General features: G+C 60.5%; 12 protein-coding genes. 4 read left to right on the top strand and 8 right to left on the bottom strand.

Annotation, left to right across the window (positions count from 1 at the left end; all coding sequences use genetic code 11):
- Positions 1-3 precede the first annotated feature (3 nt).
- From BM174_RS07285 to BM174_RS07275, 3 genes are all read left to right on the top strand, one after another.
- Entirely contained in the window at positions 4-1,227 is a 1,224-nt protein-coding gene (locus BM174_RS07285) for an acyl-CoA dehydrogenase (RefSeq protein ID WP_093923184.1), read from the top strand.
- Positions 1,228-1,371: 144 nt separating this feature from the next.
- A complete protein-coding gene (locus BM174_RS07280; protein WP_093923183.1) occupies positions 1,372-3,552 on the top strand; it encodes a thiamine pyrophosphate-dependent enzyme in 2,181 nt (726 codons plus the stop codon).
- Between the two features lie 262 nt (positions 3,553-3,814).
- Positions 3,815-4,366 carry a hypothetical protein gene (locus BM174_RS07275; RefSeq protein WP_093923182.1) on the top strand — a complete coding sequence of 184 codons (552 nt, stop codon included), beginning with the start codon at positions 3,815-3,817 and terminating at the stop codon, positions 4,364-4,366.
- 34 nt (positions 4,367-4,400) lie between these two features.
- On the opposite strand, the gene BM174_RS07270 is transcribed toward BM174_RS07275, so the two are convergent.
- The 7 genes from BM174_RS07270 to BM174_RS07240 all read right to left on the bottom strand — a co-directional run bounded on the left by BM174_RS07270 (position 4,401) and on the right by BM174_RS07240 (position 11,674).
- Complete coding sequence (locus tag BM174_RS07270) at positions 4,401-5,633, bottom strand: mandelate racemase/muconate lactonizing enzyme family protein (protein ID WP_093923181.1); 1,233 nt, start codon at positions 5,631-5,633, stop codon at positions 4,401-4,403.
- A 75-nt stretch (positions 5,634-5,708) separates the two neighbouring features.
- Positions 5,709-6,791: a zinc-binding dehydrogenase gene (locus BM174_RS07265; RefSeq protein ID WP_093923180.1), complete on the bottom strand. Its 1,083-nt coding sequence runs from the start codon at positions 6,789-6,791 to the stop codon at positions 5,709-5,711.
- Between the two features lie 188 nt (positions 6,792-6,979).
- Positions 6,980-8,305 (bottom strand): lyase family protein, encoded by a 1,326-nt coding sequence (locus BM174_RS07260; protein ID WP_093923179.1) that lies wholly within the window; start codon positions 8,303-8,305, stop codon positions 6,980-6,982.
- Positions 8,306-8,333: 28 nt separating this feature from the next.
- Positions 8,334-9,122, bottom strand: a complete 789-nt coding sequence (gene pcaD, locus BM174_RS07255) for a 3-oxoadipate enol-lactonase (protein ID WP_093923178.1) — start codon at positions 9,120-9,122, stop codon at positions 8,334-8,336.
- A 64-nt stretch (positions 9,123-9,186) separates the two neighbouring features.
- Positions 9,187-10,167, bottom strand: coding sequence for a threonine ammonia-lyase (locus BM174_RS07250; RefSeq protein ID WP_093923177.1), 981 nt, complete (start codon positions 10,165-10,167; stop codon positions 9,187-9,189).
- Entirely contained in the window at positions 10,164-10,988 is an 825-nt protein-coding gene (locus tag BM174_RS07245) for an alpha/beta fold hydrolase (protein WP_093923176.1), read from the bottom strand. The genes BM174_RS07250 and BM174_RS07245 overlap by 4 nt, the downstream gene beginning before the upstream one ends.
- On the bottom strand, positions 10,988-11,674 hold the full coding sequence (locus BM174_RS07240; protein WP_093923175.1) for a haloacid dehalogenase type II: 687 nt from the start codon (positions 11,672-11,674) through the stop codon (positions 10,988-10,990). Before BM174_RS07240 ends, BM174_RS07245 begins: the two co-directional genes overlap by 1 nt.
- 219 nt (positions 11,675-11,893) lie before the next feature.
- Between BM174_RS07240 and BM174_RS07235 the strand changes: the two genes are divergently transcribed.
- Positions 11,894-12,322, top strand: coding sequence for an FKBP-type peptidyl-prolyl cis-trans isomerase (locus BM174_RS07235; protein WP_093923174.1), 429 nt, complete (start codon positions 11,894-11,896; stop codon positions 12,320-12,322).
- 87 nt (positions 12,323-12,409) lie between these two features.
- Here BM174_RS07235 and BM174_RS07230 read toward each other — a convergent pair whose 3' ends face one another.
- Positions 12,410-12,775, bottom strand: a complete 366-nt coding sequence (locus BM174_RS07230) for a hypothetical protein (RefSeq protein WP_093923173.1) — start codon at positions 12,773-12,775, stop codon at positions 12,410-12,412.
- Positions 12,776-12,839 lie beyond the last annotated feature (64 nt).

Genomic DNA, 12,839 nt, shown 5'->3' with positions numbered 1-12,839 from the left:
ATCATGAACGCCGAGACACCAACACTGCGCGCCAAGGACAAGCCCGATCTGGGAACATTCGACTGGACCGACCCCTTCCGCCTGTCCGACCAGTTGAGCGAAGACGAGCGCATGATTCAGGACAGTGCACGCGCCTATGCACAAGAGAAGCTGCAGCCTCGCGTGATCGAGGCCTTTGCTAACGAGCATACTGACGCTGGTATTTTCCGCGAAATGGGCGATATGGGTCTGCTTGGCATAACCATCCCCGAGGAATACGGCGGATTGGGCAGCGGCTACGTTTCTTACGGTCTGGTTGCACGTGAGGTCGAGCGTGTCGATTCGGGCTATCGGTCGATGATGTCGGTGCAGGCGAGCCTCGTGATGTACCCGATCTATGCTTACGGATCCGAAGCGCAGCGCAAGAAATTTCTGCCCAAACTGTGCTCGGGCGAGTGGATTGGCTGTTTCGGCCTGACCGAGCCTGACGCGGGTTCCGACCCTGCGGGCATGAAGACCCGTGCGGTGAAAACGGCCAATGGCTACAAGATCACCGGCTCCAAAATGTGGATCTCCAACGCGCCGATCGCGGATGTCTTTGTGGTCTGGGCCAAGTCCGAAGAGCATGGCGGCAAAATTCGCGGCTTTGTACTCGAAAAGGGCATGGACGGTTTGAGCGCGCCAAAAATCGGTAACAAGCTGAGCCTGCGCGCCTCGATCACCGGCGAGATCGTGATGAAGGATGTGGAAGTGGGCGACGACGCGCTGCTGCCGCATGTGGAAGGTTTGAAAGGGCCGTTCGGCTGCTTGAATCGTGCACGTTACGGCATTTCCTGGGGGGCAATGGGCGCTGCCGAGTTCTGCTGGCATGCCTCGCGCCAGTACGGTCTGGATCGCAAGCAGTTCAACAAGCCTTTGGCGCAAACACAGCTGTTCCAGAAAAAGCTGGCCGATATGATGACCGAAATTTCGCTGGGTCTTCAGGCCTCGTTGCAGGTTGGGCGTTTGATGGATGCGGCAAATGCCGCGCCGGAGATGATCTCCATCGTGAAGCGCAACAACTGCGGCAAAGCGCTGGATATCGCGCGGATGTCGCGGGACATGCATGGCGGCAACGGGATTTCAGGCGAGTTTCAGGTGATCCGCCACATGATGAACCTTGAGACTGTGAACACTTATGAGGGTACTCATGATGTGCATGCCTTGATTTTGGGGCGCGCGCAGACTGGCTTGCAGGCGTTTTTCTAAAGCGTTGGATTGGGGGGATTTCCTCCCCCCGGACCTCCCTCCGGATATTTGTGGTCAAAAAGAGAGGGGGGGGGTTTCCTCTCTCGGTTTGGGATTGAGTATCTGCTGCAGCACGTTTTGAGACATTGATACTAAAAGGGCAGCATGGATCGCGTTGAAATAGTGCATGGCAATTTCCTGCGTCGCGTGGCGGCGTGGGATTTTCCTGTTGGTGAAACGCCGCTGGGGGCGTTGACGCCTGAGATGGCACTGGAGATGTTCGAGGCGCAGGTGTTGAGCCGTGCGTTGGACATCCAGAGCCGGGCGATGCAGAAGGCCGGGCAGGGGTTTTATACCATCGGCTCCAGCGGCCATGAGGGTATGGCGGCAGTTGCTTATGCGCTGCGCCCCGATGACATGGCGTTTTTGCATTACCGTGATGCGGCATTCCAGATAGCCCGCGCCCAGCAGACCGGCGCGACGGACATCATGCGGGACATGCTGCTGAGCTTTGCCTGTTCTACAGAAGACCCGATAAGTGGCGGGCGCCATAAGGTGTTGGGCAGTCGGAAGTTGATGATCCCGCCCCAGACGTCGACGATTGCGAGCCATCTGCCCAAGGCAATCGGGGCTGCACATTCCATCGGTTTGGCGCGGCGCGGGCGGCCCGAGCACGCGGTACTTGCCCGCGATGCGATTACCATGTGTTCGTTCGGCGATGCCTCGGCCAACCATTCTACGGCACAAGGCGCGATTAACGCGGCTTGCTGGACGGCGGTGCAGGGCATTCCCCTACCGCTGTTGTTTGTGTGTGAGGACAACGGGATCGGGATTTCGACCAAGACGCCGACGGGTTGGATTCATGCGTCGATGTCACAACGGCCCGGATTGAAGTATTTTGCGGCTGACGGGTTGGATATGTTCGCGGCGTTTGAGGCAGCGCAAGAGGCCGCAGATTGGGTGCGAGTGCACCGCAAGCCTGCGTTCTTGCATTTACGGACAGTGCGTTTGTACGGCCATGCCGGACCGGATGTGGTGACCTCATACCTGCCCAAAGCCGAGGTGGAAGCCGATGAGGCAAACGATCCGCTGCTCTATTCTGTGCGCGGATTGGTGGCCAGCGGGGCGGCATCGACTGAACAGGCGTTAGATGTTTATCAGCAGACATTGGCCTCGGTTGCCAAGGCGGCTGAGGCGATGGCATCGACGCCAAGACTGCAGTCCGCCGCCGAGGTGATGGCGAGCATTGTGCCACCATCACGGGCCTGCGCGCCGACGAACGGCCCCGATGAGGCGCGGCGGCAGCAGGTTTTTGGCAGTGATACAGCGCAGTTTGATGCGCCGCAGCCAATGTCGCGCTTGATCAACTGGGCGCTGCACGATGTGATGTTGGCGTATTCCGAAACTGTGGTGATGGGCGAGGACGTGGGTCGCAAGGGCGGCAATTACGGCGTTACGCAAAAGCTGCACGGCCGGTTCGGCCCCGCCCGCGTCATTGACACACTGCTGGATGAAACCAGCATTCTCGGCCTTGCGATCGGCATGGCGCATAACGGGTTTATCCCGATCCCCGAGGTCCAGTTTCTGGCCTATCTGCACAACGCCGAGGACCAGTTGCGCGGTGAGGCAGCGACCTTGTCGTTCTTTAGCCAAGGGCAATGGACCAACCCGATGGTGCTGAGGATTTCGGCGCTGGGGTATCAAAAGGGCTTTGGCGGTCACTTCCACAACGATAATTCCATTGCGGTGTTGCGCGACATTCCCGGGATCATCATTGCCTGCCCGTCCACCGGCGACGACGCGGCCTGCATGCTGCGCGAAGCCGTGCGTCTGGCCCGCGAGGAGCAGCGCGTGGTGGTATTTCTTGAGCCGATTGCGCTGTACCCGATGCGCGATCTGCTGGAGCCGGGCGACGGCGGCTGGATGCGGACCTACCCGGCGCCGGATCAGCGCATCAGCTTGGGCAGCGTCGGCGTGCATGGCGCGGGCGAGGATTTGGCGATCGTCACCTATGGCAACGGTCATTACCTGTCGCGTCAGGCCCAGCATGATCTGGCAGGTCAGGGAATTAATGCGCGCGTCATTGATTTGCGCTGGTTAGCGCCGTTGCCAACCGAGGCTTTGATGCAGGCAATCGGATCACGCCCTGTGCTGATCGTTGATGAATGCCGTCGCACGGGCGGGCAGGCCGAGGCCTTGATGGCGCTGATGGTAGAGCAGGGCGTGGCACGGTTCGCCCGTCTGACTGCCGAAGACAGCTTTATCGCGACCGGTCCGGCGTACGGCGCCACGCTGCCCTCGCGCGAGGGCATCGTGGCCGCAGCACAGACGGTTGTGAACGGTTAAGCCAGCGAGTTAGCAAAACTTGCATCTGCTTTTGCGAGGCGGGGTCAGGGGCCTCGTCTCGGTGGTCTTGAACTGTGCGGCTTGGCTGGCCACGCGGAGACAGTCCCATCATCAACATGGTGTAAAACGCAGGAATATCGGCGCATTTTTGCACCACATTTAGATCAAAGTGCCCAAATTCCTTGTTCTTCTCTCAGGAGTTTTGCGTCTGAAGGAAATTCTTCCTTAATTGGACTAACGCAAAATCAGCAGAGGAGTTCCCATGAAACATGTACTCGCCATGATTATTTTTGCCTTGGCCGCCTTTCAACAGGCCGCGCCTGTCTGGGCCGACGACGATCCGAGCTGTCGTGCCGCCGGACCGGGTGCCAGCTTTTGCACCGAAGGTCTGTTTGCGCGTCTTGATAAAGGCGGCACGAAAGGCCTGAGCTACTGGCTTGATAGCCGTGGATATATGGCCAAGGTCATGGTCCAAAGCGGCCCCACAGAAGCCGCGGATCAAGCCCAGATCGAAGCACAGATTATGGCGATGGTCAGCCGACAGGCCAGCGAGATCGGGCGCGAGTTCGAATTCTCCGACCTCACTTCGGCAAATGCGGGTGAAGCGCCTTTCGGCACACTGAGCTACACCCTCGCTGGCGCAAGCCAGAACCAACCCATCTTGCACAGCTATATCGCCATCAAAGGCGTGGTGGTCCAGGTGATCAGCCAAATCGCCCTCAAAGGGGCGAAAAGGGACGCCGACGCCCTGTTGCTCGCGCATCACCGCGCTTTGGAAGCCATCCATTTGACCAGTTCAGACCCGCAGATCTGACAGCGGCCTTCCTCGCAAGCACCGACGGTTCTACTTAGTCCGGCGTCGCAGGTGCGCCGCCCTCAAAAGCATTGCCGTTCACATAGTCGCACGGTGCATCCTGCATCTGCAGGTGCAAATGATCGCCGGTGTAGGGATGCGCCCGCGCAAGGTCCTCATCAACGTCGATCCCCAGACCGGGTGCCTCAGGTGCTGTGATAAATCCGTCCTCTACCCGAATCGCGCTCTTGATCAGGGCATCATGAAACGGCGTTTCGATAGTTTCGGCCATTAGAATATTCGGGATCGACACAGAAAATTGCACATTTGCGGCCCACTCGATTGGTCCCGCATAGAGATGGGGTGCCATCTGCGCGTTATAGACTTCGGCCATCGCGGCGACCTTCTTCATCTCCCAGATGCCACCGGCACGGCCCAGTGCGGGCTGCAAAATCGTCGCCGCGCCATTCCGCAACACGGGCGCAAATTCGGCTTTGGTGGTTAATCGCTCGCCCGTCGCAATCGGAATGCGCACAGCGGCCGCAACTTTTGCCATTTCTGCTAGATTGTCAGGCGGGATCGGCTCCTCGTACCAAAGTGGTGAATAGGGTTCCAAGGCGCGGCCCAAGCGGATCGCGCCCGCTGTGCTGAATTGGCCGTGGGTTCCAAACAGCAAGTCCGCCTTATCTCCAACAGCCTCGCGGATGGCTTTGCAAAACGCCACCGACTGCGCAATGTCGGTCATGGCCGGCATGTGCCCGCCGCGCATGGTATAGGGCCCCGCCGGATCAAACTTGACCGCCGTATAGCCACGCGCCACACAATCTGCCGCCGATTCCGCCGCCATCTCCGGCGAAGTCCAGAAGGCCGCCAGATCGTGGTGCGGCAATGGATAGAGATAGGTATAGGCACGCACCCGCGCGTTCATCCGTCCGCCCATCAGCGCATAGACCGGACGATCCCGATCCTTGCCCAAGATATCCCAACAGGCGATCTCCAGCCCCGAAAACGCGCCCATCACGGTTAAATCGGGCCGCTGGGTAAACCCCGAAGAATAGGCCCGCCGGAACATCAACTCGATATTTTCCGGATTCTCACCCTGCATATGCCGCGCAAAAACATCCTCAATCACATGACGCATCGCTTCCGGCCCGACGGACGAGGCGTAGCACTCACCCCATCCCACAACGCCGGTATCCGTCGTCACCTTGACCAGTATCCAGTACCGCCCGCCCCAACCCGGCGCGGGGGGCGCGGTGACAATGACGTCGAGGTCCTGAAGTTTCATCACAAATTCCAATTCATTTGGCCGGAGAAACTCCGGGGGGAGGCCGCAGGCCGGGGGGGGGCTGGCCCCCTTAGTTTAGCGATTAAACATAATCACATTGCGCCGTGCTGCGCCTGATTTGGTGTCTTCAATCGCCTCGTTAATCTGCTCCAGCGTCCACCGCGCCGAGATCAACTCATCAAGCTTCAACCGGCCTTGCAAATACAGATCTACCATCCACGGGATATCACGCTGAATCACCACATCGCCCATCTTGGAGCCGACCATACCCTGGCCCGTGGCGGCCAACATCACCGGCTCATAGGTCGACATCGCGCCCGAATGCGGCATGCCCACCATGATCACGCGCCCGCCGCCCGCCAGATATTTCGGGGCCGCGTCATAGGCAGGGGTCGCACCGACCGTCACGATAACAGCATCGGCACCGCGCCCCATCAGCTTCATCGCCTCGCGCCAGGGCTTTTCGGCTGTGGCCAGCACCCCGTCGGTGGCGCCAAACTCCCGTGCGATGGCGAGCTTTTCCTCGCTCATATCTACTGCAACAATCCGCCGCGCGCCTGCGATCCGCGCACCTTGGATCGCGTTCAATCCCACGCCGCCTGCGCCGATCACCACAACATCCTGACCGGCACGCAGGCCCGCCGCGTTCACCACCGCACCGACGCCAGTGATCACCCCACAGGCAATCAGGCTCGCCGCATCTTTGGGAATGTCATGGCTGATTTTTACGACCTGCGCCTGCTCGACGACGACCTTTTCTGCAAAAGCGCCCGAGGCCATCGCTTGGTGCAACTTGCCGCCATCCGCAGTTTTCAGTGGCCCCTGATCACCGTCATAGGGCGTTTCGCAGCCCGTGGGCCGCCCGCTGCAACAACTGGGACAAGACCCACAGGCGCGGATAAGCGTCACAATGACAGAATCGCCGACCGCCAATCCTCTGACGTTTCCACCCAGCGCCGAAATACGTCCCGCTGCCTCGTGGCCATATACGGCAGGCAATGATCCGCCCCAAGCGCCCGCAGCAAATGAAATATCGGAATGACAGATCGCGACCGCATCAACTGTTACTTCGACCTCGCTGCCTTCAGGCGCGCGCAGTTGCACCTCCTCGACAACCAGAGGGGCACCAAAGGCGTGGCAGACGGCAGCTTTAATCATTGGGTCGTCCCTTACTTGATTTGTTTCAAGCAAGCTTGCGCGGATCGACTTGGCCTGCAAGGCACTATGAAGCTCAAGGTCGAATTATTCACGCAATGTGAGATCGCGCGCGGTCGAGACATCTTCCGGTTCGACAAAATGTATGTGCAACTCCGCCTCGCAAGATAGAGCAGGGGCGGTTTAATGCGTCAGAACTTTGCGGCGCGGCTGGCAAAGGCCAGCGCATCCTGCGCCGCCAATCCGGTGCCGCGCACAGGTTCAAACACATCCTTGCCCAGATCGGGGTAGTCGTGCCGCGCCAAATCCTCCAGCGGCGTGCCTTGGCGCAGCGCGTCAAGGCAGAGCGCTTTTGTCACCTTCTGCGCCTTGGGACGTGGCATCAACTCGGCCAGCGCAAAGCTCAGCGCTTCGGCATGGATCAGGCCAAGATTGTCATCAAGGTTGCTGTGCATCCGCATTGGATGCGGGGTCATGTTCTCGGCAATATCGCGGGCGTGTCGCAACGCGGCAGCAAGGCTCAGCGTGAGCTGTGGCACTACCATCCATTCGGCAAACCACGCCGCACCGTCGCGCTGGTGCTGGTGCACGGCGGCGCTTTGCAAGGTACTGCGCAGCCCGTTAAATTGCAGGTGCAACGCCAGCAAGGCCGAGGGCGCAACAGGGTTCTGCTTTTGCGGCATGGTCGAGGACGCGCCCGAACTGCCAAGAGAAACTTCACTTATATCAGTGCTTGTAAGCCCAATAAGTGTTTCAGCCATATGCGCCAGAGCAGCCATCACCTGACCCTGCCAATCGGCAATTCGCAGGATGGGGCCGCGATCAGTGTGCCACGAGCGTTGTGGATCATGCAGCCCGAGTGCTTTGGCCAATCCGGCCCGTGTCTTTGCCGCCTCCGGCCCCAGCGCCGATGCCGTGCCTGCCGCGCCTGACAGCGACACCCAAAGCGTGGACTTGCGCAGGTTTTCTAGCCCCGCCAGCGCCTCGATGAGCGGCGCCCCCCAGTCGGCTGCCACCGCACCCCATGTGGTCGGCGTCGCATGCTGGCCATAGGTGCGTGCGGGCATTGGTAGATGGGCATGGGCTTTCGCCTGTTTGCCCAAGGCGCGGATCACCGCATGCAGATCGGTCTCGGCCAGCAGCAAGGCTTGGCGCAACCGCAGCATCAGCGCGGTGTCCAGAATATCCTGACTGGTCGCCCCCCAATGCACATATTGCGCGTGTTCGGGCGCTTTCATCTCGTCGCGGAACGCGGCCACGAGCCCCGGAACGCTCACACCGTTCTCCCCTGTCGCCTTGGCAATCGCACCCGGATCGACCTGCACCTCCAGCGTGGCGCGGTGAATCGCGGCGGCGCTGATCTCGGGGATAATGCCTTGCTTGCCTTGCACTTGCGCCAGCGCCCCTTCGACCAGCAACATCGCGCGGATCGCGGCAGTATCAGACATCAGCCGCCCGCATTCACCCGTGGAAAACAGGTGTGCAAAAAGAGGGCTGTCGAAAACACTTGCGGCCATAAGTCAGACTTTCGCTGGGGTGGTAAGATCAAACATGGCCGACACTTTTTAAGAATTCGCTTAACACCTGCGCATATTCTTCAGGCTGCTCAACGCACGGCAGGTGCCCTGCACGGCGGATCAGATGAAACCGCGAACCGGGTATCAGGTCGGTGGTTTCGCGCACAAGGTCCGGCGGGGTGGAGCCATCTTCGGCCCCAGCGATCCCCAGCGTCGGCAGGCGCAAAGTGGCCGTGGTCGCATAGAAATCGCTGCCCGAAATTGCGGCGCTGCATCCGGCATAGCCATCATCGGGTTGGCGCACCAACATATTGCGCCAAAGTTCAAGCTCGGGCTTTTCGCGGAACTCGGCAGAGAACCAGCGCTCCATCACTCCGTCGGCAAGGCTTTCGATACCGCCTGCGCGCACTGCGGCAATCCGGTCGTCCCACATCGCCGCATTGCCGATTTTCGCGGCGGTATTGGACAAAACCATCGCCCGCACAAGATCGAGCCGTTTAACCGCCAACCCCTGCGCGATCATGCCGCCGATGCTTAGCCCGACAAAGACGCAATTCGTGACGCCCAAGTGATCGATCAGTTTTTCGACATCGGTGATCAGCGACCCCATCGAGTAATTTCCGGAAGGGCAGGTCGACAGCCCATGCCCGCGCTTGTCATAGCGGATCAGACGCAGCCCCTTGGGCAACAGCGGCAAGATCGGGTCCCACAACCGCATGTCGGTGCCCAGCGAATTGGCAAAGACCACCGGGGCGCCATCATCGGGGCCATCCACGCGGTAATGCAACCGCACGTCACCAGTATCCAAAATCTGCATAGGTCAGGGTCCTTTCATGAGGGGTGTACCAAATTCTGGCACGATTTCCGCGTGGGGTGCGGGATTATTCAGGGCGGTCCAGTGTCGCCAAGGCGCGGGCAAAGATATCCGTATCGACATTGCCGCCCGAGATGGTGACGATCACGTCATCGCCCTCGATCTCATCGGTGCGAAACAGCGCAGCCGCCAAAGCCACCGCGCCGCCGGGTTCCGCGACCAGCTTTAGCCGGTTGAAAGCTTGCGCCATCGCCCGCAGCGCTTCATCGTCCGAGACCACCAGCCCCGGACCGGCGCGGTCTTTCAAGATCGGGAACGTAAGCTCGCCCGGTTGCGGGGTAACGATAGCGTCGCAGATAGATCCGGTCAGCCGCTCATTTCGCTGAATTCGACCTTCACGCAAAGAACGGGCCGCATCGTCAAACCCTTCTGGTTCGGCGGGGCGCACCCGCAAGCCGGGGGCGTCAGCCGCCAGCGCCAGTGCGATCCCCGACGACAAGCCGCCGCCGCCGCAGCAAACGATCACATCCGCCTGCGTGATACCGAATTCGGCAGCCTGTGCCGCGATTTCCAGCCCAGTGGTGCCTTGCCCCGCGATAACCTGTGGATCGTCGTAGGGTTTGACCAAAGTCAGCCCGCGCTCGGCGCTGATCCGGTCGCCGATCTCTTCGCGGCTTTCGGTCGCGCGGTCATAGAGCACCACTTCGGCCCCGTAAGTGCGGGTATTGGCGATCTTCAGGCGCGGGCTGTCCGCCGGCATAATGATCACCGCCGGCACCCCGTGCATCCGCGCGGCAAGGGCCACGCCCTGTGCGTGGTTGCCGCTGGAGTAGGCGATCACGCCGCGGCTGCGCACCTTGTCGTCAAGCGCGGACAGGGCTGACCACGCACCGCGAAACTTGAAGCTGCCGGTGTGTTGTAGGCATTCGGGTTTGATCCAGACACGGCGGCCTGCGATCTCGTCCAGAAATGGCGAGCCGAGCAGCGGCGTGTGGCGCGCGACACCTGCCAGTCGGGTTTGGGCGGCGCGGATCATCTCTATGTTCATGTCATCAATTCCAACCATGTCTTGAGGGCGGCAACAGCCTCGGGTTCGTCTAGAAAAGGAATATGCCCGCGACCGGGGACCACGCCCAGCACCATATCCGGACGGCGGCGGCGCATTTCAGCGACAGTCGCATCGCTCAGCAAGTTAGAGTTGGCGCCTTGGATGCAGCACAGCGGGAGACCTGCGAGTGCGTCAAAGAACGGCCAGAGGTCTGGCGCACCATCGGCACCGGCCATAGCAACGGCATCGCGCAGATGCTTGTCATAGGTGATCTGCAAACCCTTATCGGTCTGGGTGTAATGCTTGGCGGCTTCTTCCCGCCAGCGGCTGTCGGGCACCGCGCTAAATTCGGGAAAGAAGCGCGGCATGGCGGCAGCGGCCTCGGCATGGGTTTTGGCCGTTGGATTGCGGCCCAGATAGCCCATGATAACTTCCAGCCCGCGCGTATCAAGCTCTGGCCCGATGTCATTGAGCGCAACGCCCAACAGGCGGTCCTTGGCCCCCATTGCGAGGCCCATCGCGTTCAGCCCGCCGCGCGAAGTGCCGAGGATCGCGACTTTATCGAGGCTCAGATGCGCGAGCAGTTCCAAGACATCGCGGCACTCGACGGGCAGGACGTAATTCTTCCAGTCTGGATCGAAATCGGATTGGCCGCGCCCGCGATAGTCCATCTTGATCAGCCGGTGGCCTGCCAGATGCGGGGTGACATAGTCGAAATCTGCGGTCGTACGGGTCAGCCCTGACAGACACAGGATCGGCAGGCCATCGCCCTCGTCGGTATAATGGAGCGACAATCCGTCCGAGGTTTCAAACCGCGCCATCAGACACCGGCCAGCGCGGGTATTCCGGTCAGGTCTTTGAGCACATGCGAGGGCGTCCATGGCAGGCGGTCCATCGGCTCGCCGCTGCGGTTGACCCATGCGGTTTCAAATCCGTAGCCTGTGGCCGCGCCAGCATCCCAACCGTTGGAGGAGACGAAGAGCACGTTTTCTTTGTCACAGCCGAAATGGCTGCCAACAAGATCATATACCGAAGGGTCGGGTTTGAAGATGCCGACAGTTTCGACCGAAAGGCAGGCGTCCAGCACGCCACCGATGCCTGCGGAAGCGACCGCGCCGTCGAGCATTGCGGGCGAGCCGTTCGACAAAATAGCAGTGTTCAATCCGGCTGCTTTCAACTCGGCCAGCATGTCGGGCACCTCGGAATAAGCTTGGAGCTCCCAATAGAGCGCCAGCAGCCGGGCGCGCAGCGCTGCATCGCCATGATGGCCGGTTTTCTCAAGCGCCCAATCGAGACCGTTTTGCGTGACTTCCCAAAAATCCGTATGTGCGCCAGTGACCGCGCGCAGCCACGAATATTGCAATTGCTTCAACCGCCACTGTTCGGCGACGGCGGGCCAGTCGGTTTTGATGGCGGCGAATTCCGGTTCGGCAGCGGCTTGACGCGCGGCGGCGGCAACATCGAAAAGTGTGCCGTAGGCGTCAAAGACGCAGGTCGTAATGGGCATGAACGCTCTCCCTGATTTTGGGATAGAGTGGCATGCTGCACGAAGAGGGAAAAGGCCCGAAATGAAAGGGCAATCCGGCAACTTGAGGCCGCATTACGCGTGCTTTTGGCGCGGGGGTTTACATAAAGGGCATGTTTTGTCAGGTTGCGGCCGAATCCGGAGCACCTGCGTAGATACGTGGCCTCCGATAAATTTTTACCGATAAGATTGGAAATTAACATGGCTGAGGTCAAATCCGGCGATACCGTCGCAATTCACTACACCGGCACCCTGCTGGACGGCACAACATTCGACAGCTCCGAAGGGCGTGACCCGCTGGAGTTTCAGGTAGGTTCCGGCCAGATCATCCCCGGCCTTGATACCGCACTGCCCGGCATGGCTGTCGGCGACAAGAAGGTCGTCAAAGTCGCCTGTCAGGATGCTTACGGCGAAGCCAACCCCGAGATGCGTCAGGCCGTGCCACGCGAAGGCATTCCGGCGGAAATCCCGCTGGAACTCGGCACCCAGTTGCAGATGCAGACCCCCGAGGGTCAGGCCGTTCCGGTCACCGTCGTCAGCGTGGATGACGCGACAGTCACGCTGGACGCGAACCACCCGCTGGCGGGCAAAGACCTGCAGTTTGATATCGAGTTGGTTAAAATCGCCTGATCAAGCGATCACGGCACTGACGAGGGGCGGCATCGCGCAAGCGGGTCGCCCTTTTTCGTGTCTGGCTCTGTCGGAACTGCTGGCGCGTTAATCGGTGATCCGGCGTTCGGCAAGTGCTTGCCCCAGCGCATCGGCTGTCGCTTGGGTGTCATGTCCCTCGGACGGGGCGGCAATTGCGGGCCGGTTCACCTTGACCCGACTGACCGGCATCCGTTCAGAGGTCACAGCCGAGGCATCGGCCAACTGTGGCGCCGCGACCCGCCCGGTGACCTTGAGCATCGCGTCAATGCCAGCGTCCGCCAGTACCCTGCGCAGTTCAGGCTCCGACCGCAGGGTGGCGGCCACGGTGATCATCAGCAGCACGCCAGTGGCCCGCGACCAGAAAATGGCGCGGCGGGCGCGGTCGCGGCGCGATTGCAGCACTTCGGCGTGATATGTCCGGCGAAAATCCATGCACCCATTTTGCAAATGAATCGCGACACAATGATGGCGGTGTCGCAAAATTTTAACAAAATTG

The sequence above is a fragment of the Sulfitobacter brevis genome, from assembly GCF_900112755.1.
Taxonomy (GTDB): Bacteria; Pseudomonadota; Alphaproteobacteria; order Rhodobacterales; family Rhodobacteraceae; genus Sulfitobacter; species Sulfitobacter brevis.
This window is presented reverse-complemented; position numbering and strand designations above follow the sequence as displayed.

What these genes read in the sequence shown, in the direction of transcription:
- BM174_RS07280 (WP_093923183.1), top strand. Translation starts at nt 1,372, where the DNA reads ATGGATCGCGTTGAAATAGTGCATGGCAATTTCCTGCGTCGCGTGGCG.
- BM174_RS07250 (WP_093923177.1), bottom strand. Translation starts at nt 10,167, where the DNA reads ATGAACATAGAGATGATCCGCGCCGCCCAAACCCGACTGGCAGGTGTC.
- BM174_RS07230 (WP_093923173.1), bottom strand. Translation starts at nt 12,775, where the DNA reads ATGGATTTTCGCCGGACATATCACGCCGAAGTGCTGCAATCGCGCCGC.
- BM174_RS07285 (WP_093923184.1), top strand. Translation starts at nt 4, where the DNA reads ATGAACGCCGAGACACCAACACTGCGCGCCAAGGACAAGCCCGATCTG.
- BM174_RS07275 (WP_093923182.1), top strand. Translation starts at nt 3,815, where the DNA reads ATGAAACATGTACTCGCCATGATTATTTTTGCCTTGGCCGCCTTTCAA.
- BM174_RS07265 (WP_093923180.1), bottom strand. Translation starts at nt 6,791, where the DNA reads ATGATTAAAGCTGCCGTCTGCCACGCCTTTGGTGCCCCTCTGGTTGTC.
- BM174_RS07240 (WP_093923175.1), bottom strand. Translation starts at nt 11,674, where the DNA reads ATGCCCATTACGACCTGCGTCTTTGACGCCTACGGCACACTTTTCGAT.
- BM174_RS07270 (WP_093923181.1), bottom strand. Translation starts at nt 5,633, where the DNA reads ATGAAACTTCAGGACCTCGACGTCATTGTCACCGCGCCCCCCGCGCCG.
- pcaD (WP_093923178.1), bottom strand. Translation starts at nt 9,122, where the DNA reads ATGCAGATTTTGGATACTGGTGACGTGCGGTTGCATTACCGCGTGGAT.
- BM174_RS07245 (WP_093923176.1), bottom strand. Translation starts at nt 10,988, where the DNA reads ATGGCGCGGTTTGAAACCTCGGACGGATTGTCGCTCCATTATACCGAC.
- BM174_RS07235 (WP_093923174.1), top strand. Translation starts at nt 11,894, where the DNA reads ATGGCTGAGGTCAAATCCGGCGATACCGTCGCAATTCACTACACCGGC.
- BM174_RS07260 (WP_093923179.1), bottom strand. Translation starts at nt 8,305, where the DNA reads ATGGCCGCAAGTGTTTTCGACAGCCCTCTTTTTGCACACCTGTTTTCC.